Below are 21,638 nucleotides of genomic sequence, written 5' to 3' on the forward strand. Positions count from 1 at the left end.
CGCAGCTTTTTCCCGATTAGTCCTGAAGCCAGCAGGACACCAGCGCTAGGCCGGACATGAGTTCGCCGGCCGGGTGGGGCCGGTAGCCGCCGACCTTGTCGGACACCGCGTCCACCCAGTCGTTGAAGACGGGGATGATGGCACCGCCGTCGTCGCGCACCAGCATTGCGATGTCGCGATACATGGCCTTGCGCTTGGCATCGTCCAGTTCGGCGCGTGCCGCGACCACCAGCTTGTCGAAATCCTCGCGGCGGAACCGCGTCTCGTTCCAGTCGGCGCTGGAGAGGTAGGCGGTCGAATATTGCTGGTCCTGGGTGGGGCGGCCGACCCAGTAGGATGCCGAGAACGGGGCGACGTTCCACACCTTGGCCCAGTAGCCGTCGCCCGGCACGCGCTGGACGTCCAGCGTGATGCCGGCCTTCGCCGCGCTCTGCTGGAAAAGTTGGGACGCGTCCACGGCGCCGGGGAAGGCGACCTCCGACGTCTGCATGACGATCGGGCCTTCATGTCCCGACTTCTTGTAGTGGAAGGCGGCCTTGTCCGGATCGAACATGCGCTGCTCGATGTCGTCGGAAAACAGCGGATAGGCCTTGTTGACCGGAATGTCGTTGCCGATCGTGCCATAGCCGGCGAGGATCTTGTCGACCATCTCCTGCCGGTCGATGGCATATTTCAATGCCAGCCTGAGGTCGTTGTTGTCGAAGGGCGGCGTGATGCACTGCATGGCAAAGACGTAGTGGGCGCTGCCGGTGATGCTCTGGATGGTGACGCCGGGAAGCTGCTTGACCAGATTGACCACCTTGGGCTCGACGCGGTTCATCATGTGAACCTGCCTCGAGCGCAACGCCGCCATGCGCGCGGCCGAATCGTTGATGACGGTGATCTCCACCTGTTCGGCGTGCCCTCTTTCGTCGGGCGCCCAGTAACCGTCGTAGCGCTCGCCGATTTCGCGCACGCCCGGTTCGTGCACGGCGATCTTGTAGGGGCCGGTGCTGACGCCGGACTCCGGTGCATCCTTGCCGCCGTTCGGCTGGATGATGAGGTGATAATCCGTCATCAGATAGGGCAGGTCGGCATTCGCCTCCTTCAGGGTGACGACGAACTCGTCGCCATCCGCCTTCAGCGTCTCGATGCCGCGCAGCACGCCGAGCGCGCCCGACTTGGTCCCCTCGCCGGCATGGCGCTCGATCGTCGCGCGCACGTCCTCGGCGCTCAGTTCCTTGCCATTGTGGAAGGTCACGCCCTTGCGAATCTTGAAGGTCCAGACCTTGGCGTCTTTCGATGCGCCATATTCGGTGGCCAGGAACGGCACCAGCGTGCCGTCGGGCGCGACATCCAGCAGCTTCTCGCCCCAGCAGCGGGCGAAGGCGCCCTTGACCTGATTGTTGATGACCGCCGGATCGAGCCCGTCGGTCGATTCACCGCCGACCAGGCCGGCCTTCAGCGTGCCGCCCTTCACCGGCCCTGCCGCTCGCGCGGCATCCGAAAGAAGCAGTGTCGCCATGGGCGCGGCCACGCCAAGTGCTGCCGCCCGGCCCAGAAAATCGCGGCGGCTGATACGCTGTGTCGCGACACAGCGGCTCAGGAAGTCGAGTTCGTCCGACATGCTCCGTTCTCTTTCCTTGGTTCAGGGTTGATGGTTCCATTCGCCCTTGCCGAGCGAGCGGATGGCTTCGACGATGCGGGTGAAGGAGGAGCGGGCGCGCCCGACCGAGTGGCGCGCGCGCAGGTAGCCGTGCACGAGGCCGGGCTCGTTGATCCACGCGGCTCTGCCGCCGGCAGATTTGATGCGATCGCGGTAGTCACGGCCGTCATCCGACAGCGGATCGCATTCGGCGGTGATGACGACGGTCGCCGGCAGGCCGGAATAGTCCTTGTCATTGAACGGCGCGAAAGTAGCGTCGCCGGAAATGTCGCGGCCGCCGGCGCGCATGTCGCGATAATAGTCCATATCGCGCACGCTCAGCAGCGGCGCGTCGGCATGGGTCAGGTAGGAGCCCTGTCCCAGCCTGCCGCCGAGGCCCGGATAGATGAGCACCTGGGCGATGGCGGCGCGGGCATGGTCGCGCGTGGCGTGCGCCACGGCTGCCGCGAGATTGCCGCCGGCGGAATCTCCGCTCAGAAGGATGGGCCTGGCATAGGTCCTTGCCGCCCATTGGAAGGCCGCGAGGCTGTCGTCATAGGCGGCGGGGTGCGTATGCTCGGGCACCAGCCGATAGTCGACCGACACCACCTCGTAGCCTGTGCGCTGGCAGATTTCGGCGCAGACGTCGTCGTGGCTGTCGAGGCCTCCGAGGATGAAGCCGCCGCCGTGGAAATAGAGGACGACAGCCGCGTCGTCGGACCTGGTGTTGCGGTAGATGCGGATGGGGATGGCGTGCGTCGGCGTGTCGATCGCCGTCGTCTCGGCGCTCACGCCCTGCGGATGGCCGGCGTGGAACTCGCGGCACATGGCGTCATAGGTGCGCCGCTGTTTGTCCACGCTATGGTCGACCGCATCCGGCGGATAGAAGCTGTTGGTGCGGTCGATGAAGGCCCAGGTCTCGGCGTCGATCAGCTTCGAATAGTCCGTCACCTCAGCGCCCCTTCCACACCGGATCGCGCTTTTCGGCGAAGGCGCGAAAACCCTCCATATTGTCCTCCGATCCGTAGAGGGCGTCCACGCTCGGCAACTGGCGGCGCGTCACCTTGTTCATGGCGTCCTGGAAGGTCAGCGCCTCGGCCACGCGCGCGGTTTCCTTGATTGCCGCAAAGACCAGCGGCGGGCCGCTTTCCAGCAGCCGGGCGATCTCCCATACGCGCTCCTCCAGCCTGTCGGCCGGCAGCACCTCGTTGACCAGGCCCCAGCGGTGCGCCTCGGCCACGTCCATCCAGCGGCCGGTGAGCAGCAGGTCCATGGCCACGTGGTAGGGAATGCGCTTGGGCAGCTTGATCGTGGCCGCGTCCGCCAGCGTTCCGGCCCTAATTTCCGGCAGCGCGAAGGAGGAATGGTCGGAGGCGTAGATGAGGTCGCACGACAGCGCCAACTCGAAGCCGCCGCCCACCGCCATGCCGTTGACGCAGGCGATCACCGGCTTGTTGAGGTCGCGCAGTTCCTGCAGGCCGGCAAAGCCGCCCACGCCGTAGTCGCCGTCCACCGCGTCGCCGCCGGCGGCCGCCTTCAGGTCCCAGCCGGCGCTGAAGAATTTTTCCCCCGCAGTCTTGACGATGGCAACGCGCAGCTCGGGATCGTCGCGGAACGCCTTGAAGGTCTCGCCCATCAGCCGCGAAGTGGCGAGATCGATCGCATTGGCCTTCGGCCGGTCGAGGGTGACTTCGAAAATGCCGCCCTCGCGGCGGGTCTTTATCACGTCGGACATGTCATTCTCCTGGGCTGGCGCTTCCCTCCCCCTCAAGGGGGGAGGAGAGGACCAAAAGCGCGTCGGCGATCCAGGCGCCATTGCCCTCCGCGCAGACGATCAGCGGGTTGACGTCGAGTTCCTCGATCACGTCCGCATGCTCCAGCACGAAGCGCGAGACGGCGAGAATGGCGTCAACGGCGGCCGGGAGGTCCGCTTTGGCCCGCCCGCGATAGCCGGTCAGCAGAGGATAGAGCTTGAGGCCTTGCAGCGCGGCCTCCACCTCCGCCCGCGAGGCCGGCAGAAGCAGCGTGGCGCTGTCCTTGAGCAGTTCCACCAGCACGCCGCCGGTGCCCACCGTCATGACCGGGCCGAACAGCGCGTCGCGGGTGACGCCGACGATCAGTTCGGCCACGCCGCCCTCCACCATGCGCTCGACATGGAGGCCGCTGCCCAGCGGCAGCAGGACGCCGGCGGCGGCCCGCACGTCTTCGGCGGATTTGAGGTTGAGTTTCACCGCGCCGAGTTCGCTCTTGTGGGCGACGCCCAGCGCCTTCAGCGCCACGGGGAAGCCGAGCTTTTCGGCCGCCGAAACCGCCTCTGCGACGCTTGCCGCCCGCGCGCCCTGCGGCACGGCCAGGCCGGCGGAGCGCAAAAGGGCTTTTGCCTCGGCCTCGTCGGGCGTGCTTCCCTCCCCCTTGAGGGAAGGGTGGCCCGAAGGGCCGGGTGGGGTCGCTTCGGCGGTACACGACATCGAGGCGGTGCCAGCTGCGGCTGCCCCCTCCCGCTGCTTCGCGGCCACCTCCCCTTCGAGGGGGGTGGGTTGGCTCCACGCTTTGCCGACGAACGCCGCCGCCTCGGCCGCGTCGAAGGCCTCGACGATGCCGTGCAGGGGCACGAGGCCGCGCCGGGACAATTCCTCGGCATGGCTTTCCAGCAGGTTCTCCGGCATGGAGGTGACGACGGCGCCGCGCGCCGCATTGGTCTTCACCGCGGCCTCGAAGGCGCGCACCGTCGGCCACCAGTCGGCGTCCGAGCAGCGGTCGTTGCGCGGGAAATCCAGCACCAGCAGGTTGAGGTCGAAGCCGCCCGACGCCATGGCCGTGAAGGTGGCCGTCATGGCCGGCTCGTCGTTCCAGATGAAGGTGTGGTAGTCGAGCGGATTGGCCACCGCCACGAAGGAGCCGAGCGTGGCCTTGACGCGCGCGTGATGCGCCTCGGTCAGCGCCGGGAAGCGCACCGTGCGCCCTTCGGCCGTGTCGGCCATCACCGAGGCCTCACCGCCGGAGCAGCTCATGGACGATAGGGTGGGGCCGGGCAGCGGGCCGAAGGCGTGCAGCAGTTTCAGCGTCTCCAGCAGCGAGGGGATGGAATTGACCCGCGCGATGCCGAGGCGCTTGAGGAAGGCGTCGGAGGCGGCGTCGGAGCCGGCCAGCGAGGCCGTGTGCGAGACGGTTGCGGCGCGCGCCTGCTCGGAGCGGCCCACCTTCATGGCCACGATCGGCTTCTTCAGCTCGCGCGCCCGGGCCGCCAGCCGCTCGAAGCCGTCGACCTTGTCGAAGCCCTCGATGTGCAGGCCGAGGCAGGAGACGCGGTCGTCCTCGATCAGGCCGAGCGCCATTTCGGACAGGCCGGTCTGCGCCTGATTGCCCGCCGTCATCAGGAAGGCCAGCGGCAGGCCGCGCTTCTGCATGGTGATGTTGCAGGCGATGTTGGACGATTGCGTGATGATGGCCGCGCCGCGCGCGCCGGGCTCCAGCCGGCGGCCGCCATGCTGGTCGGGCCACAGGAGGGCGCCGTCGGCATAGTTGATCAGGCCGTAGCAGTTCGGTCCGATGATCGGCATGGAACCCGCCGCCGCGACCAGTTCGGCCTGCAGCCGGGCGCCGTCCTCGTCGTCGTCGCCGGCTTCGAGGAAGCCGGAGGCGAAGCAGATCGCCCCGCCGGCGCCGCGCGCGGCAAGCTCGCGCACGATGTCGATGGTGGCGAAGCGGTTGACGCCGATGAACACGGCGTCCGGCGCGCCCGGCAGGTCGGCCACCGACGCGTAGGCCTTCACGCCCTCCACCTCCGCGCGCTTGGGATGCACCGGCCACACCTGGCCGGTAAAGCCCATCTTCAGCGATTGCTTGACGACGTTGGGTGCAAAGGCGCCGCCGCCGATCACGGCGATGGATTTCGGGCGCAGCAGGCGTTCGAGGCGGTTCATGCTGTGGACCCCCACCCCTTACCCCTCCCCACAAGGGGGAGGGGGAATCTGCGACGTCGGCGTCCCCCTCCCCCTTGTGGGGAGGGGTAAGGGGTGGGGGTGAGACACGCAGAAGGTCGCATTTTCAGCCTCCCACCGCCCGCAGCAAGGCACGCGATATGATGTGGCGCTGGATCTCGGAAGTGCCTTCCCAGATGCGTTCCACGCGCGCGTCGCGCCAGATGCGCTCCAGCGGCAGGTCGTCCATCAGGCCCATGCCGCCATGGATCTGGATCGCCTCGTCGGCGACGAAGGCCAGCATTTCCGTGGCCTTCAGCTTGGCCATTGCCATGTCCTCGTCGGTGACGGTGCCGGCGTCGTATTTCCAGCCGGCCTCGAACACCATGAGGTTGGCCGCCTTCAGCTCGGTGGCCATGTCGGCCAGCTTGAAGGACACGCCCTGGAACTTGCCGATCTGCTGGCCGAACTGCTGGCGCTGCGCGGCATATTCGATGGCATGCTGCAACGCCCGCTCGGCCCGGCCGAGACAGGTGGCGCCCACCTGCAGGCGGGTGGCGCCAAGCCACGAATTGGCGACCTCGAACCCCTTGTGCACCTCGCCCAGCACCTGGCTTTTCGGCAGGCGGCAATCGTCGAATTCGAGGATGGCGTTGGTGTAGCCGCGATGCGAGACGTTGCGGTAGCCCTCGCGTACGGTGAAGCCCTTCGTCCCCTTGTCGACGAAGAAGGCGGTGATCTTTTTGCGCTTGCCGCGCCCAGTGGACCGGGAGTCGTCTTCTTCACCCGTGGCCATAAAGCAGATCGCGAAGTCGGCGATGTCGGCGTGAGAAATGAAATGCTTGGTGCCGTTGAGGACGAAGTCGTCGCCGTCCTGCACGGCGGTGGCCTTCATGCCGCGCAGATCGGAGCCGGCACCCGGCTCGGTCATGGCCAGGCAGTCCCACTTCTCGCCGCGGATGCAGGGATAGAGGTATTTTTCCTTCTGCTCGTCGGTGCCGGCCAGCAGGATGTTGGACGGGCGCGCCACGCAGGTCCAGTGCAGCGCATAGTTGGCGCGGCCCAACTCCTTCTCGTAGAGCAGCCAGGTCACGGTATCGAGCCCGGCGCCGCCCACCTCGGCCGGCATGTTGGCCGCATAGAGCCCGGCGGCGATGGCCTTGGCCTGCAATTCCTTGATGAGTTCCATCGGCAGGTGGCCGCTGCGCTCCACCATCTGCTCGTGCGGATAAAGCTCGCTTTCCACGAAGGCGCGCGTGGTGTCGACGATGGCGCGCTGTTCCTCGGTCAAACCGAAATTCATGTCACTTCTCCGTCATCCCGGCCGCTGCCGCGCGGCCGAAGGGCGTGAGGCGAGAGCCGGGGTCCATTCCGTGACCGGCGATGTCGCGGAATGGATCCCGGATAGCCTGTTTCCCGCTGCGCTCGAACCGGCTGCCGGGATGACCGGCGGATACGGCCGTCATCGCGCCGGTCCTTATTTCTTTGCCTTCTTCTTCGGCTTCTCGGCCTTGGCCTTGGCGGCCGCCTTCGAAACCGGCTTTTTGGCGGCCAGCTTGCCGAGCTGCTTGACATAGTTCTTGTGCAGCGCGCCGGCGCCCCAGCCCTTGCCCTTGTTCTGCTTCGACAGGGCGTCCATGATGGCCACCAGATTGTCGTCGCGGATCTTTTCCAGCTCGCGGATCGACCATTGCCCGGACTGCTCGTCCGACTGGCCGGCGATGAGGTCGACCAGATCGTCGTTGAACTCCGGCACGTCCATCAGCTTGGTCCACGGCCAGGACAGGCAGGGGCCGAACTGGGCCATGAAGTGGCGCATGCCGGCCTCGCCGCCGGCGATGCGGTAGACCTGGAACATGCCCATCTGCGCCCAGCGCAGGCCGAAGCCGTAGCGCATGATGTCGTCGAGTTCCTCGACCGAGCAGATGCCGTCCTTGATGAGCCACAGCGCCTCGCGCCAGGCCGCCTCCAGCAGGCGGTCGCCGACGAAGGCCTCGATCTCCTTGCGGATGACCACCGGCTTCATGCCGATTGAGGCATAGATCTCCTTGGCCACCTCGATGGCCTCGGGGAAGGTCTGCTCGCCGCCGACGATCTCGACCAGCGGCAGGAGGTAGACCGGGTTGAACGGATGGCCCACCACAAGCCGTTCGGGGTGCTTCTTCATCGCCACCTGCATATCGGAAGGCTTGATGCCCGAGGTGGAGGAGCCGACGATGGCGTTGGCGGGCGCGTGTGTGTCTATCTCGGCCAGCACCTTGTGCTTCAGGTCGAGCCGCTCCGGCACGCTTTCCTGGATGAAATCGGCGTCCGCCACGGCTTCCGCGATGGTCTTGGCGAAGGTGAGCTTGCCTTCCTTGGGCAGGCCGCCGGCCAGCATCTGCCGGTAGGCGCGGCGCGCGCCCTTCATCACCTCGTCCACCTTGCGCGATGCTTCCGGGTCGGGGTCGAAGATCGAAACGTCGATGCCGTTGAGCAGCAGGCGCGCGACCCAGCCCGCGCCGATGACGCCGCCGCCGATGGCAGCTGCCTTGGTGATGGTCATGGTGTGGTTCCCTCGGTCATAAAGGGGGGGCAGTGGCACGAAACTACGCCGCCAGCGGCGCGCGTTTGGTGAGGTTGAGCTTGCGGCGCACTTCCTCCGGCCCGATCACCCGCGCGCCCATGCGCTCGACGATGCCGACGGCGCGCTCGACCAGTTGCGCGTTGGTGGCCAGCACGCCCTTGTCGAGCCACAGATTGTCCTCCAGCCCGACGCGGACATTGCCGCCGGCCAGCACGGCGGCCGCCGCATAGGCCATCTGGTTGCGGCCGAGCGAGAAGGCCGAGAAGGTCCATTCCTTCGGCACGTTGTTGACCATGGCCATGAAGGTGTTGAGGTCGTCGGGCGCGCCCCACGGCACGCCCATGCAAAGCTGCACCAGCGCGTCGGGCGCAAGGACGCCTTCCTTCACCAGTTCCTTGGCGAACCACAGATGGCCGGTGTCGAAGGCCTCGACCTCCGGCTTGACGCCCATCTGCGTCATCATGGAGCCCATGGCCCGCAGCATGCCGGGCGTGTTGGTCATCACATAGTCGGCTTCGTTGAAGTTCATGGTGCCGCAGTCGAGCGTGCAGATCTCCGGCAGGCACTGGCGCACATGCTCCACGCGCTCGGAAGCGCCGGCCATGTCGGTGCCCTGCTCCTTCAGCGGCAGCGGCGCCTCGGTGGAGCCGAACACCATGTCGCCGCCCATGCCGGCGGTGAGGTTCAGCACCACGTCGACGTCCGCCGCGCGGATGCGGTCGGTGACCTCGCGGTAGAGGTGGACGTCGCGGCGCGGCTTGCCGGTTTCGGGGTCGCGCACATGGCAGTGGACGATCGCGGCTCCTGCCTTGGCGGCCTCGATCGCTGCGTCGGCGATCTGCCTGGGCGAACGCGGCACATGCGGGCTGCGGTCCTGCGTGCCGCCCGAGCCGGTCACGGCACAGGTGATGAAGACTTCGCGGTTCATCTCGAGCGGCATCGGCTTCCTCCCTATCCAACACGTTGCCGGATCATCGCGCCGCTTGAAACGCCGTGCTTTGCGTTTTACGAACACTGCATGGCAAAAAACGAAAACCGCACGGTCTTCCGTACCGAGCATGCGCCGCTCAAGGTCACCTTCCTGGTTTTTTCCGGCGCCTCCATCATGTGCGTGGCGTCCGCCGTCGATCCGCTGCGCGCGGCCAACCGCGTGGCCGGCGAGCGGCTGTTCGACTTCAAGCTGGTGTCGATGACCGGCGAGGCGCCCGTCACCACCTGCGGCCTGCCGGTGGCGATGAGCGGCCGTTTCGACGCCACGGAAAAGACCGAAATGCTGGTGGTGGTGGCCGGCTTCGGCACGCAGAACTACGCCACCGCCGCGCTTCTGGCCGGCCTGCGGCGGGCGGCGCGCGCGGCGCGCGCCTGCGGCGGGGTGGAGGCCGGCACCTGGCTGGTGGCGCGTGCCGGCCTGCTGGAGGGCAGGGCGGCCACCACCCATTGGGAGGACATGGAGGACTTCGCCGCCGCCTTCCCGGGCACCGACGTGCGGCCCGACCGCTATGTCATCGACGGGCCGGTCTTCACGTGCGGCGGGGCCGCGCCCACCTTCGACCTGATGCTGCACCTGATCCGCTCGCGCCTCGGCATGGCCGTGGCGCTGGATGTGGCAAGCGTGTTCATCTACGACCAGTCGCGCGAGGCGACCGACGCCCAGCCGCTGGTCTCGCTCGGCCGGCTCGACGGCTACGACGCGCGGCTGGCGCAGGCGATCCGGCTGATGGAGCAGCACATCGACCAGCCGCTGACGGTGGCGGCGATCGCGCGGCGCACCGGCGTCACGCCCCGCACGCTGGAGAACATCTTCCGCCGCTCGATCGGCGAGACGCCGGGCGCCTATTACCTGAGACTGCGGCTGGGGGCCGCCCGGCGGCTGGTGGCCGATACGCGCGTGGCGCTGGCCGACATCGCCGGGCGGACGGGCTTTTCGTCCGCGGCTGCGTTTTCCAGGGCGTTTTCGAGGGCGTTCGGGGAAGCGCCGGTGCGGATGCGGCGCGCTTGATACGTTGCGCCGTCAGGCGGCGGAGCGGTGCTGGCCGTCACCCTCGATCAGGGCGCGCATGCGGCGTGCCAGATGCGCCTCGAGGCGGCCGGCCACGGCGCGGTCCCATTCGCTGGGCTTTTTCGGGTCGGCCGCCGGGCGGGGCATTGCCATCAGCCGGTCGATGATCGATCCGTTCTCGTCGCGCGACAGAAGGGCGTCGATCTCGTGTTCGGTATTCATCTCGTTCGCCTCCTTTCCGGTTCGTTGCGATGGCGAGACTATAGAAAGTTCGTGACGGCTTCTTGAAGGCAGCAGAAAGGCGATTGCGGGGCAGCGGCTCACGAAGATTTGTCAGCCTTTCGGCGGAACCTCCCTCACCGCCGGATAAAGCGCGCGGTAGCGCGCATAGGCTTGCGCATAGGCGTCCGCCAGCGCGGCTTCGGGCTCGAAGGTGGCTGCGGTGGCCGGCGCGGTGCAGACCGCGAGCGGGTCCGCGCCGGTGGCCGCGATGAGGCCGAGGCGCGCCGCGCCGAAGGCGGCGCCGAAATCGCCGTCCTCGGGCAAATCCACGGGAATGCCGAGCGCGGTGGCGATCGCGGCCAGCCAGTAGCGCGAGCGCGAGCCGCCGCCGATGGCGGTGACGCGCGACAGCCGCGTGCCGGCTGTCTTCAGCGCCTCCAGGCTGTCGCGGAAGGCGAAGGCGACGCCTTCCAGCACGGCCTGGGTCAGCGCCGCGCGGCCGGTTTCGTGGGCAAGCCCGGTGAAGACGCCGCGAATGGCCGAATCGTTGTGGGGCGTGCGCTCGCCCGAAAGATAGGGCAGGAACGTCACGCCGGTGGGCGCCTTCAGCCGCTCGCCCAACTCGCCGGTCAGCGCGGCGGCGTCCCGGCCGGTGATGCCGGAAAGCCAGTTGAGCGAATCGGTCGCCGACAGGATGACGCCCATCTGGTGCCAGGTTTCGGGCAGGGCGTGGCAGAAGGCGTGCACGGCGCTTGCCGGGTTGGGCAGGTAGGCGCCGTTGGCGGCGAACAGCACCCCGGACGTACCGAGCGAGACGAAGGCGTGGCCCTCGGCCACCGTGCCCATGCCGCAGGCCGAGGCCGCATTGTCGCCGGCCCCGCCCGCCACCGGGATGCCGGCCTGGACGCCCCATCGGGCCGCAAGCTCCGCGCGCAGCGCGCCGGCCGGCCGGGTTCCCTCGGTCAGCGCCGGCATGTGGCTTTCGTCCAGGTGGGTCGCGGCCAGCAGATCGGCCGACCAGCGCCGCGCGCCGGTGTCCAGCCAGGAGGTGCCGGCCGAATCCGACATTTCCGACATGTGCTCGCCGGTCAGCCACAGCCTGAGATAATCCTTGGGCAGCAGCACCTTGGCGATCTTTGCGAAGACGGCCGGCTCGTTGTTTTCCACCCACGCCAGCTTGGGCGCGGTGAAGCCCGGAAAGACGATGTTTCCGGTGATCCGTCGGAAGCGCGGATCGGCGTCGAGCGCGGCGGCCTCGGCGTGGCTACGCGTGTCGTTCCACAAAATGCAGGGCCGCAGCACCTCGTCGGCGGCGTCGAGCAGGGTTGCCCCGTGCATCTGGCCCGACAGGCCGATGCCGGCAAGGGCGGCAAATTCCTTCGGGTGGCGGGCCCGCAATTCCTCGATCGCCGTCTCGCAGGCCCCGATCCAATGGGCAGGCTGCTGCTCCGACCAGCCCGGATGCGGGCGCGACACCTCGAGCCCGCCATGGCCGGCGCCGACGACGCGCTGGTCCGCGTCGATCAGCATCGCCTTGACGCCCGAGGTTCCGAGATCGAGGCCGAGATACATGAAAACATCCTCCCACGGCGGGCGCCGGACCGCAGGCGGGTCGCCGGCCGGCCGTTGCGCCTTCAAACGGAGTCATAGCAAAATTCCTGAATCCCGAAAGCGGCACGCGGGACTTTTTTCGGACGTCAAAAAAATTCGTGGCGGGTGGGAGCGCGCGCCTTTTGCTAACTCGGCGGAAACAAGCTTGCGCTATGCTGGCCCGCGAGAGCTGTGCGAAAGCGACCGAGGGGAGGGGGCATGCAGCCCGATTCGGAAGAACTGGTTGAGACGATTTTCCGCAACGGCACCCTGACCGTCGTCGGCATCGTGCTGGCGTTCTCGCTGGGCTTCGTGTCGCATTGGGCCGGCAACCCGGTGCCGTGGCAACTCTATGACGGCTTCGCGCTGGCGCCCATCCTGATCGGCATCGGCCTGCAGATCTGGGCGCTGGCCGGCCTGCTCAACCACAATTGCCTCAAGAGGCCGGTGTTCGAGCGCGCCACGCGCACCTTCATGCGCGGCCTGCTGCTCACCGGCTTCGGCGTGGCCCTGGCGGTGACGCTGGACTATCTGGAAGTGTCGAAGCTCGCCAACATAATCGGCTGACCTCAGCTTCCCGTGCGCACGGCCATTGTGGCGATGCCGGCGCCGACCAGCAGCGTGCCGCCGGCGCGGTTGACGATGCGGATCGCCCTTTGGTTGCGCATGAGGCTGCGCGCCCAAGCCGCGACGACGGCGTAGCCGAGCGCGTTGGCGAAGGCGAGGCCGAGGAAGGTGGCCTCGAAGATCAGCATCTGCGTCCAGAAATCGCCGTGGCGGTCGAGGAACTGCGGCAGGAAGGCCACGAAGAAGGTGATGCTCTTCGGGTTCAGGGCGGTGACCAGCCAGGCATGGGCCGTCATCTTCGCCGCCGAGGCCGCATCCGTGCGCGGCTCGGCCCGCAGCGTGCCGCCGGCGCGGAACAGCTTGATGCCGAGCCAGATCAGGTAGAGCGCGCCGATCACCTTCAGCAGCGTGAACACGGTGGCGGAAGCGGCCAGCAGCGCGCCGATGCCCAGCATCGACAGCGTCATGGCGGTGAAGTCGCCCAGCGCCACGCCCGCCGCCATCGGCAGGGCGGTTCGCCAGCCCTGTCCGAGCGCATAGGAAACCACCAGCAGGATGGTCGGGCCGGGGATGACGAGCAGGATCGCGGAAGCGGCGGCGAAGGCGGCCCAGGTCTCGAACGGCATCGGTCTGTCCTCGAAGAGCGGATGCAGGATAAATCCGCGTCCCGCGGCGAATGTAAAGAGGCATGCCGACGCCGCTTTCAGACTTTGTCAACCATGATCCGGGAAAATACGCCGCAACCTGGGGCTGTCTCCCGGGATTTTCGAGGGGCCGATACATGCGTCAGTTGCCGCAGGGCCGGGGGCCGTCGGGCACCGGCGACACCATGGAGAGCGGGCGTTCGATGTCGCGCCGCGGCCTGCTTTGCGGGCTGGGGGCGGCTGCGCTGGCCGGCGCGGCCGGCTGCTCGCGCAGCATCGACATGAATTCCATGGGCCTGGACATGACGTCCACCGGCTCCATCCGCCCGATGCGCCCTGCCATCAGCGTGGACAAGCACATCACCACGCCCGACGTGATGTATGCCGCCCTGACCGATGGCGGCTTCGCGCTCCCGGCCGTGCCCTACCAGAAGGTGAAGGCCGAGTTCCGCCGCCAGATCGTGGTGGACCCGACAGGCGAGGCGCCGGGCACGATCGTGGTGCGCCTGGCCGAGCGCAAGCTCTATCTGGTCCAGCCCGGCGGCGAGGCGATCCGCTATGGCGTCGGCATCGGCAAGGATGGCTTTTCCTGGTCCGGCCGCGCCAATGTGCAATATGGCCGGGAATGGCCCATCTGGACGCCGCCGCCGGAAATGATCCAGCGCAAGCCCGAACTGGTGAAGTGGAAGGGCGGCCAGCCCGGCGGGCTGGACAATCCGCTCGGCGCCCGCGCCCTCTATCTCTTCCAGAACGGGCAGGACACGGGCTACCGCATCCACGGCTCGCCCGAATGGTGGTCGATCGGCCAGGCCATGTCGTCGGGCTGCGTGCGCCTCATCAATCAGGATATCATCGACCTCTACGCCCGTGTTTCCAAAAGAAATCCGGTCGTCGTTGCCTGACGCGACATCGAATCGATTGAATCTTCCGTTGCGTGGCGCCAAAAGACGGGCGAATGTGACTGTTCAACCGCCTTTGGGGAGGCCTCCATGTCTGGCACCTTCGTGATCGCGCAGGGCGGCGGCCCCACCGCCGTCATCAACCAGACGCTGGTTGGTGCCGTCCTGGAAATCCGCAAGCGTCACCCGGGCGCACGCGTGCTGGGCTCCCGCCACGGCGTGCGCGGCATCCGCGACGGCGACTATGTCGACCTCAGCGACACCGCCGAGGAGCAGTTGCGCCTGATCGGCCGCACGCCAGGCGCGGCGCTCGGCTCGACGCGCGACAAGCCCGACGCCGCCTATTGCGACGTCGTGCTGAAGGGCCTGCAAAAGGCCGGCGCCGATGCCTTCATCTATATCGGCGGCAACGACACCGCCGGCACCCAGGAAATCCTGGCGCAGGCGTCCGCCGGCAGGATCGCCTTCGTGCACGCGCCCAAGACCATCGACAACGACCTGGTCGAGAACGACCACACGCCGGGCTTCATCTCTGCCGCAGAATTCGTGGCCGGGGCCTTCATGTCAGTGGACCTCGATTTCAGGGCGCTGCCGGGCATCTATGTCGGCATCGTCATGGGCCGGCATGCCGGCTTCCTCACCGCCGCATCGGCCGCTTGGCGCCTGGACACCGACAGCGGGCCGCATCTGGTCTACGTGCCCGAGCGGGCCTTCTCGGCCGAGCGCTTCATCGACGACGTGAAGGCCTGCCTTGCGCGCCACCGGCGCTGCGTGGTGGCCGTCTCCGAAGGCGTGTCCACCGCGGACGGGCGGGCGCTGGTGGAAAGCCTGGTGTCGCCGGAGCGGCTGGAGCGCGACCAGCACGGCAACGTCAAGCTTTCCGGCAGCGACCTCACCGCCGCGCTGGAGCACGCGCTGGCCGAGGGCCTGCCGGGCAAGCGGGCGCGGGTGGACGCGCTTGGCTATCTGCCGCGCGGCTATGTCGGCGCCATCAGCGAGGTGGACGCCGACGAGGCGTTCCGGGCCGGCGCCTTCGCCGTGGAGGTCGCCAACCAGGGCGGCGGCTCGGTGGCGCTGCGCTACAACGGGGAAAGGACGGTTCCTGCCAAGGTGGCGCTGGCCGCCGTCGCCGGCAAGACGCGCCACATGCCGGACGATTTCCTCAAGCCCGATGTGAACCATCTGGCAGAACCCGGCCTTGCCTATCTGCGGCGGCTGGTGCCGGCGAAATACAGCATCGGCAAGCCCTTCGTGTGAGGCGCGCCGCTTTTGCGGCGGCTCGTCAATCCAGGAAGGACGCTGCCCGCATGGTCCGCGGCACCGGCACGCCGAGGCGCGAAAGCACAGTCGGCGCAAGCTGGAGTTGGTCGACCAGCGCTTCTTCGTCCGGTCCTTTCGCCGGCCCGAAATAGTAGAGGGCGACGTCCTGTTGCGCATCTTCGCGGCCGCCATGATGGCCGCGATCGGTCTGGCCGTGGTCGGCGGTCACGATGACCTCGTAACCGTTCTTCAGCCAGCGCGGCAGGAAGGCGGCCAGCATGCCGTCCATCACGTAGCATGCATGGTCCATCTCGATACAGTCGTGGCCGAAGCGGTGGCCCATGGAATCCAGCGTGCAGGTGTGCAGGATGCCGTAGTCGATGGAAAAGCGCTCGGTCAGCATGGTCAGCGTGGCGAACAGGTCGACATCGCTCGGCGTCATCTGATTGCGGGCGTTGTAGCCCGTCATGGTGTGGAAGCGGCCGTGCGTGATGGGCCCGCCCGGCTCGTCATATTCCAGGTCGCGCACCGGGTCGAACGGGAAGCGGTTGAAGAATTCCGACCAGTAGGAATGCGTCACCGCGCCGGTCCTGCCGCCGGCCCGCGAAACCTCCGAGAACAGGTCGGGCTGCTCGACCCGGAAGCGCTCCTCGTTGGAGCGGATGCCGTGCACCTGCGGCGACACGCCGGTATGGATCGAGGCGTAGCAGCAGGCCGAGGTGGAAGGCAGCACCGAGTGCATCTTCCACACGCGCGCCTCGCCGGACTGCGCCCAGCCTTCGAGGTTGCCGAACAATCTGCGCCAGTTGCGCCAGGGGACGCCGTCGAGGATGACGAGAAGGAGCCTGGACCTGAGCGCCATGCGGAACGCGACCTAAGTGAAGCGGAGAAAAAGGCCGCCGGATCGCCCGGCGGCCTCCATTATACCCGGCTCAGGCGGCCAGCCAGCACATGGACAGCGCGTAGCCGCCGCACATCTCCTGCGCCGGATTGGCGACCCAGCCCTCCACGCCCTTGCCGGTGGCGTCGATATACTGGTTGAAGAAGGGCACCAGCAGCCCGCCCTCGTCGCGCATCATCAAGCCCATGTCGCGATAGAGCTTCTTGCGCTTGTCGTGGTCGAGTTCGGCGCGCGCGGCGATGACCATCTTGTCGAATTCCGGCCGCTTCCAGCGCGTGTCGTTCCAGTCGGCGCTGGAGATGTAGGCGGTGGAGTACATCTGGTCCTGCGTCGGCCGTCCGCCCCAGTAGGAGAGCGAGAAGGGCTGCTTGTTCCACACTTCCGACCAGTAGCCGTCGCCGGGCTCGCGCTTGATGTCGATCTTGATGCCGGCCTTGGCGCAGGACTGCTGGTAGAGCTGCGCGGCATCCACCGCGCCGGGAAAGGCGACGTCGGATGTGCGCAGCAGGATGGAGCCGGAATGGCCCGACTTCTTGTAGTATTCCGCCGCCTTCTCGGGGTCGAACTTGCGCTGCTCGATGTCGTCGGAAAACAGCGGATAGGCCCTGTTGATGGGGAAGTCGTTGCCGACCTCGCCATAGCCGCGCAGGATCTTCTCCAGCAGCTCCTCGCGATCCATGGCCAGTTTCAGCGCCATCCTGAGGTCGTTGTTGTCGAAGGGCGCGGTATCGCAGAACATGTTGAACGGATAGAAGCCGCGTCCCGACACGGTCTGGATGGTGACGCCCGGCACGCGCTTGATCAGGTCGACGATCTTCGGCTCGACGCGATTGATCATGTGCACCTGGCCGCCCTGCAGGGCCGAGCTGCGGGCCGTCGGGTCGTTGATGACGACGATCTCCACCTGGGCGGCGTGGCCGAGCTTGTCGCCCTGCCAGTAATTGGCGAATTTCTCGCCGCCATAGCGCACGCCGGGCTCGTTGACCGTGACCTTGTACGGGCCGGCGCTGATGCCGGCATTGGGGTTGTCCTTGCCGCCATTGGGTTGGATGACGAGGTGGTAGTCGGCCATCAGGTAGGGGAAGTCGGCATTCGGCTCCTTGAGGGTGATGACGACCTCGTCGTTGCCGGCCTTCATCTGGTCGATGCCCTGCAGGATGCCGAGCGCGGCCGACTTCGACTTCTCGTCGCTGTGCCGCTCCAGCGTGGCCACCACGTCTTCCGGCGTCACCGTCTTGCCGTCGTGGAATTCGATGCCCTTGCGGATCTTCATCGTCCAGGTCTTGGCGTCGTCGGAGGCGCCGATCTCCTCGGCGATGCGGTTTGCCAGGCTGCCGTCGGGATTCAGCTCCACCAGCAGCTCGCCCCAGCACTTGCCGAAGGAGAAGTTGACCTGGGAAAGGTTCAGCGCCGGGTCGAGCACGTTGGAGGATTCGCCCCCCTGCAGGCCGGCCTTCAGATGGCCGCCCTTGACCGGCGTCTGCGCGAAGGCCTTGTCGGCCAGCGTGCCCGCAAAGGCCGCCGAAACGCCGAGGGCTGCCGCGCGGCCCAGGAAGTCGCGGCGCGAAAGCCTGCCCTGGCCGGCAAGCCTCTTCAGGTGGTCGAGTTCGGTTGTCATGTCGTGGTTCTCCCTTTTGTCCCTTGTTGCCCTGCTTCGTTGTCTTGTTCAGTTCCCGGCGCTTGCCATGCGCCTGCCCGCAATGGCCTTCTCCAGCCAGCCGATCTCCATCTCCGGCACGGAAGAGAGCAGCAGGTCGGTATAGGCGTCGAAGGGCGGCGTCAGCACCTCTCCCTTGGATCCGTAGCGCACCACCTCGCCACGATACATCACGGCGATGGAATCGGCGATCGACTTCACCGTGGCCAGGTCGTGGGTGATGAACAGATAAGTGACCTTTTCCTCCCGCTGCAGGTCCAGCAGCAGCTTGAGGATGCCGTGCGCCACCAGCGGGTCGAGCGCCGAGGTCACCTCGTCGCAGATGATGAGCTTGGGCTTGGCGGCGAGCGCGCGGGCGATGCACACGCGCTGCTTCTGCCCGCCCGAAAGCTCGGCCGGGTAGCGGTCCGAAAAGCCCTTGCCCATCTCGATCTTGTCGAGCAGCTCGGCCACATGCCGGTCGCGCTCACGCCCCTTCATGCCGAAATAGAACTCCAGCGGCCGGCCGATGATGGTGCCCACCGTGTGGGGCGGGTTCATCGCCACGTCGGCCATCTGGTAGATCATCTGCAACTGCCGCAGGTCCTCCTTCGGCCGGTCGGCCAGCCGGTTGGCCAGCTTGCGCCCGTCGAAGGTGACGGAGCCCTGCTGCGGCGGCAGAAGCCCGGTGATGGCGCGCGCCAGCGTCGACTTGCCGGAGCCGGATTCGCCCACCACCGCCAGCGTCTGGCCGGGGTGGATGTCCACCGAAACGTCCTTCAGCACCTTGACGGCGCCGCCGCCATAGGAGGCGGTGACGTTCTGCACCGACAGCAGCGGTGCACCCTTCGGCGTGTGCTCTTCATGCTCGATCTCGTGAACGGAGACGAGCGCATTGGTGTATTCCTGCCGCGGCTCCTTGATGATCTGGCGCGTGTCGCCCCATTCGACCAGGCGCCCGTGCCGCAGCACCATGATCTCGTCGGCCACCTGCGCCACCACCGCCAGGTCGTGGGTGATGTAGAGCGCGGCCACATGGGTGTCGCGGATGGCGTCCTTGATGGCGGCCAGCACGTCGATCTGCGTGGTGACGTCCAGCGCCGTGGTCGGCTCGTCGAAGATGATGAGGTCCGGCTCCGGGCACAGCGCCATCGCCGTCATTACCCGCTGCAACTGCCCGCCGGAGACCTGGTGCGGATAGCGGCTGCCGATGGTGTCGGGGTCCGGCAGGCTGAGCTTGCGGAACAGCGCGCGCGCCCGCTTCTCGGCCTCGGCCCGGTTGGCCACGCCGTGCAGGAGGGCGGCCTCCACCACTTGGTCCATCAGCTTGTGCGCCGGGTTGAATGCCGCCGCGGCCGACTGCGCCACGTAGCACACCTCGCGCCCGCGCAGCCGGCGCACGCCTCCGGTGCCCGCCTTCAGGATGTCGCGGCCGTTCAGCGCCACCTCGCCGCCGGTGATGCGCACTCCGCCGCGCCCGTAGGCCATGGCGGACAAGCCGATGGTGGACTTGCCGGCGCCCGATTCGCCGATCAGCCCCAGCACCTTGCCCTTCTTCAGCGACAGCGACACGTCGTGGACGAGCGTGATCTGCCGGGGCGCTTCGCCGGGCGGGAAGACCCTGGCCTCGATCCGCAGGTTGCGGATGTCCAGCAGGGTATCGGAGTTCGGGTCGCCGGTCGGTCGCCTAGCCATTGCCGCGCCCTCCCTTCAGGTCGGTGGTGCGGTTCAGCACCCAGTCGGCGACCAGGTTGACGGAGATGGCCAGCAGCGCGATGGCCGCGGCGGGGATCAGCGCGGCGGGGATGCCGAACACGATGCCGTCCTTGTTCTCCTTGACCATGCCGCCCCAGTCGGCGTCCGGCGGCTGCACGCCCAGCCCCAGGAATGACAGGGCCGACAGGAACAGCACCGCATAGATGAAGCGCAGCCCGAGTTCGGAGACCAGCGGCGACAGCGCGTTGGGCAGGATCTCGCGGAAGATGATCCAGCCCTTGCCTTCGCCGCGCAGCTTGGCCGCCTCCACGAAGTCCATGACGTTGATGTCGACGGCCACGGCGCGCGACAGGCGGTAGACGCGGGTGGAGTCCAGGATGCCCATGACTAGGATCAGCGTCAGAACGGTGGAGGGCAGCACCGACAGCACCACCAGCCCGAAGATCAGCGTGGGAATCGACATCAAAAGGTCGACGAAGCGCGACATCAGCGTGTCGAACCAGCCGCCCACCACGGCGGCCGTGAAGCCGAGGATGGCGCCCAGCGAAAACGACAGCGCCGTGGCCAGCACGGCGATGAAGATGGTGATGCGGGCGCCGTAGATCATGCGCGAGAGCAGGTCGCGGCCGAGATTGTCGGTGCCCAGCCAGTATTGCGCCGACATCGGCGCCCACACGTCGCCCACCACCTCGCCGTTGCCGTGCGGCGCCAGCCATGGCGCGAAGAGCGCGCAGATCAGGAACAGCGCCGTCAGGATAAGGCCGATCCAGGCGCCGAGGGGAATGCGTTTGATGTCCAGCATGGCCGCGCCCTCTTACTTCGGATGCCTGAGGCGCGGATTGGCCAGGATGGAGGCGATGTCGGCGACGATGTTCAAGGTGATGTAGACGGCCGCGAAGATCAGCCCCACCGCCTGCACCACCGGCACGTCGCGCTTGGCGACGTGGTCGACCAGATATTGCCCCATGCCCGGATAGACGAAGATCACCTCGATCACCACCACGCCCACGACGAGGTAGGCCAGGTTCAGCATCACCACGTTGACCACCGGCGCGACGGCGTTGGGGAAGGCGTGCTTGCGGATGATGTCGAAGGGCGACAGGCCCTTCAGTTCGGCCGTCTCGATATAGGCCGACTGCATCACGTTGAGGATGGCCGCGCGCGTCATGCGCATCATGTGCGCCAGCACCACCAGCGTCAGCGCCGTGGCCGGCAGCGCCACCGCCATCATGCGTTCGGAGAACGGCATGCCCTCATAGACGGTCGAGATGCCGGGGAAGATCTGCCATTTCACCGCGAAGAAATAGACCAGCAGATAGCCGATGAAGAATTCCGGAAAGGAGGTGGAGGCCAGCGCCAGGCCAGACACCAGCTTGTCGATCGGCCCGTTGCGGTAGCGCACCGCCAGAAGGCCGAGCAATATGGCCAGCGGCACCGCGATCGCGGCGGCGCAGAAGGCCAGGAACAGCGTGTTCCAGAGCCGCCCGGAAATGGAGGTGGCGATGTCCTGGCCGCTGGTCAGTGCCGTGCCGAGATCGCCGGTTAGCACGCCGCCCAGCCAGTGCAGGTAGCGCAGGTAGGCCGGGTCGTTGAGGCCGAGCTGCTCGCGCAGGTTGGCCAGCGATTCCGGCGTCGCCGCCTGGCCGAGGATGGATTGCGCGACGTCGCCCGGCAGGATCTGGGTGCCGACGAAGATCAGCACCGAGACGGCCAGCAGCAGGACGAACCCCAGGGCAATGCGCTGCGCGATCAGCTTGAGGATCGGAAACGTCATGCGCGCGATGCCGTGTCCTGCGCTTCACGGGCGCGCTGCCGGTCACCGCCGCGCCGTGCCGGAAGGCCGGCGCGTCCGCTGCGGGGGCGCATTCCCGCGGGCGGCAGACTTCGACATGCAGATTCGCGTTCCTCGGGCAATTTGCGGTTCCTCACTCTCAAGGCCGACCCTTTTCGGATCTTGTTTTGTCAGGAGATAATGGCCGCAACCAAAACACCTGCGCAAGACCGGATGCGACATGCGTTGGCGTAAATAGCATGGTGCTGCTGGGCCAATCGCGTCGACCCCTTCGCAGGGGTCGAGGTCTCCGTTACACCGCA

At 67.3% G+C, this 21,638-nt stretch carries 19 protein-coding genes; 4 read left to right on the plus strand and 15 right to left on the minus strand.

What is annotated here, in order from left to right; all coding sequences use genetic code 11:
• Window positions 1–16: 16 nt before the first annotated feature.
• The 7 genes from ACTDI4_RS07240 to ACTDI4_RS07270 all read right to left on the minus strand — a co-directional run bounded on the left by ACTDI4_RS07240 (window position 17) and on the right by ACTDI4_RS07270 (window position 9,050).
• Window positions 17–1,606: an ABC transporter substrate-binding protein gene (locus ACTDI4_RS07240; RefSeq protein WP_442840504.1), complete on the minus strand. Its 1,590-nt coding sequence runs from the start codon at window positions 1,604–1,606 to the stop codon at window positions 17–19.
• Between the two features lie 21 nt (window positions 1,607–1,627).
• Window positions 1,628–2,575, minus strand: a complete 948-nt coding sequence (locus ACTDI4_RS07245) for an alpha/beta hydrolase (protein WP_442840505.1) — start codon at window positions 2,573–2,575, stop codon at window positions 1,628–1,630.
• A 1-nt stretch (window position 2,576) separates the two neighbouring features.
• The gene (locus tag ACTDI4_RS07250; protein ID WP_442840506.1) at window positions 2,577–3,359 is read right to left on the minus strand and encodes a carnitinyl-CoA dehydratase; all 783 of its coding nucleotides are present in this window, start codon (window positions 3,357–3,359) and stop codon (window positions 2,577–2,579) included.
• A 1-nt stretch (window position 3,360) separates the two neighbouring features.
• Window positions 3,361–5,547 (minus strand): acetate--CoA ligase family protein, encoded by a 2,187-nt coding sequence (locus ACTDI4_RS07255; RefSeq protein ID WP_442840507.1) that lies wholly within the window; start codon window positions 5,545–5,547, stop codon window positions 3,361–3,363.
• Window positions 5,548–5,671: 124 nt separating this feature from the next.
• Entirely contained in the window at window positions 5,672–6,847 is a 1,176-nt protein-coding gene (locus ACTDI4_RS07260) for an acyl-CoA dehydrogenase family protein (protein ID WP_442840508.1), read from the minus strand.
• A 174-nt stretch (window positions 6,848–7,021) separates the two neighbouring features.
• Window positions 7,022–8,089: a 3-hydroxyacyl-CoA dehydrogenase NAD-binding domain-containing protein gene (locus tag ACTDI4_RS07265; RefSeq protein WP_442840509.1), complete on the minus strand. Its 1,068-nt coding sequence runs from the start codon at window positions 8,087–8,089 to the stop codon at window positions 7,022–7,024.
• A 43-nt stretch (window positions 8,090–8,132) separates the two neighbouring features.
• Window positions 8,133–9,050, minus strand: coding sequence for a 3-keto-5-aminohexanoate cleavage protein (locus ACTDI4_RS07270; RefSeq protein ID WP_442840510.1), 918 nt, complete (start codon window positions 9,048–9,050; stop codon window positions 8,133–8,135).
• Window positions 9,051–9,128: 78 nt separating this feature from the next.
• Here ACTDI4_RS07270 and ACTDI4_RS07275 point away from each other — a divergent pair, with 78 nt between their 5' ends.
• A complete protein-coding gene (locus ACTDI4_RS07275; protein WP_442840511.1) occupies window positions 9,129–10,109 on the plus strand; it encodes a GlxA family transcriptional regulator in 981 nt (326 codons plus the stop codon).
• Between the two features lie 12 nt (window positions 10,110–10,121).
• Here ACTDI4_RS07275 and ACTDI4_RS07280 read toward each other — a convergent pair whose 3' ends face one another.
• Together ACTDI4_RS07280 and xylB are read right to left on the minus strand one after the other, a co-directional pair.
• Window positions 10,122–10,331: a hypothetical protein gene (locus tag ACTDI4_RS07280; RefSeq protein WP_442840512.1), complete on the minus strand. Its 210-nt coding sequence runs from the start codon at window positions 10,329–10,331 to the stop codon at window positions 10,122–10,124.
• Between the two features lie 111 nt (window positions 10,332–10,442).
• A complete protein-coding gene (xylB, locus tag ACTDI4_RS07285) occupies window positions 10,443–11,903 on the minus strand; it encodes a xylulokinase (RefSeq protein ID WP_442840513.1) in 1,461 nt (486 codons plus the stop codon).
• Between the two features lie 237 nt (window positions 11,904–12,140).
• Here xylB and ACTDI4_RS07290 point away from each other — a divergent pair, with 237 nt between their 5' ends.
• Window positions 12,141–12,488, plus strand: a complete 348-nt coding sequence (locus ACTDI4_RS07290; RefSeq protein WP_442840514.1) for a hypothetical protein — start codon at window positions 12,141–12,143, stop codon at window positions 12,486–12,488.
• A gap of 2 nt (window positions 12,489–12,490) precedes the next feature.
• On the opposite strand, the gene ACTDI4_RS07295 is transcribed toward ACTDI4_RS07290, so the two are convergent.
• Window positions 12,491–13,114 carry a LysE family translocator gene (locus ACTDI4_RS07295; protein WP_442840515.1) on the minus strand — a complete coding sequence of 208 codons (624 nt, stop codon included), beginning with the start codon at window positions 13,112–13,114 and terminating at the stop codon, window positions 12,491–12,493.
• 155 nt (window positions 13,115–13,269) lie between these two features.
• Here ACTDI4_RS07295 and ACTDI4_RS07300 point away from each other — a divergent pair, with 155 nt between their 5' ends.
• Complete coding sequence (locus tag ACTDI4_RS07300; RefSeq protein WP_442840516.1) at window positions 13,270–14,034, plus strand: L,D-transpeptidase; 765 nt, start codon at window positions 13,270–13,272, stop codon at window positions 14,032–14,034.
• 87 nt (window positions 14,035–14,121) lie between these two features.
• On the plus strand, window positions 14,122–15,288 hold the full coding sequence (locus ACTDI4_RS07305) for a diphosphate--fructose-6-phosphate 1-phosphotransferase (protein WP_442840517.1): 1,167 nt from the start codon (window positions 14,122–14,124) through the stop codon (window positions 15,286–15,288).
• A 25-nt stretch (window positions 15,289–15,313) separates the two neighbouring features.
• On the opposite strand, the gene ACTDI4_RS07310 is transcribed toward ACTDI4_RS07305, so the two are convergent.
• The 5 genes from ACTDI4_RS07310 to ACTDI4_RS07330 form a co-directional block, all read right to left on the minus strand.
• Window positions 15,314–16,153, minus strand: a complete 840-nt coding sequence (locus ACTDI4_RS07310; protein ID WP_442840518.1) for an alkaline phosphatase family protein — start codon at window positions 16,151–16,153, stop codon at window positions 15,314–15,316.
• Window positions 16,154–16,223: 70 nt separating this feature from the next.
• The gene (locus tag ACTDI4_RS07315) at window positions 16,224–17,810 is read right to left on the minus strand and encodes an ABC transporter substrate-binding protein (protein WP_442840519.1); all 1,587 of its coding nucleotides are present in this window, start codon (window positions 17,808–17,810) and stop codon (window positions 16,224–16,226) included.
• Between the two features lie 48 nt (window positions 17,811–17,858).
• On the minus strand, window positions 17,859–19,523 hold the full coding sequence (locus tag ACTDI4_RS07320) for an ABC transporter ATP-binding protein (protein ID WP_442840520.1): 1,665 nt from the start codon (window positions 19,521–19,523) through the stop codon (window positions 17,859–17,861).
• Window positions 19,516–20,346, minus strand: coding sequence for an ABC transporter permease (locus tag ACTDI4_RS07325; RefSeq protein WP_442840521.1), 831 nt, complete (start codon window positions 20,344–20,346; stop codon window positions 19,516–19,518). The genes ACTDI4_RS07320 and ACTDI4_RS07325 overlap by 8 nt, the downstream gene beginning before the upstream one ends.
• Window positions 20,347–20,358: 12 nt before the next feature.
• Entirely contained in the window at window positions 20,359–21,318 is a 960-nt protein-coding gene (locus tag ACTDI4_RS07330; RefSeq protein ID WP_442840522.1) for an ABC transporter permease, read from the minus strand.
• Window positions 21,319–21,638 lie beyond the last annotated feature (320 nt).

Origin of the sequence: Mesorhizobium sp. PUT5, from assembly GCF_052216645.1 — a bacterium.
GTDB lineage: Bacteria > Pseudomonadota > Alphaproteobacteria > Rhizobiales > Rhizobiaceae > Mesorhizobium.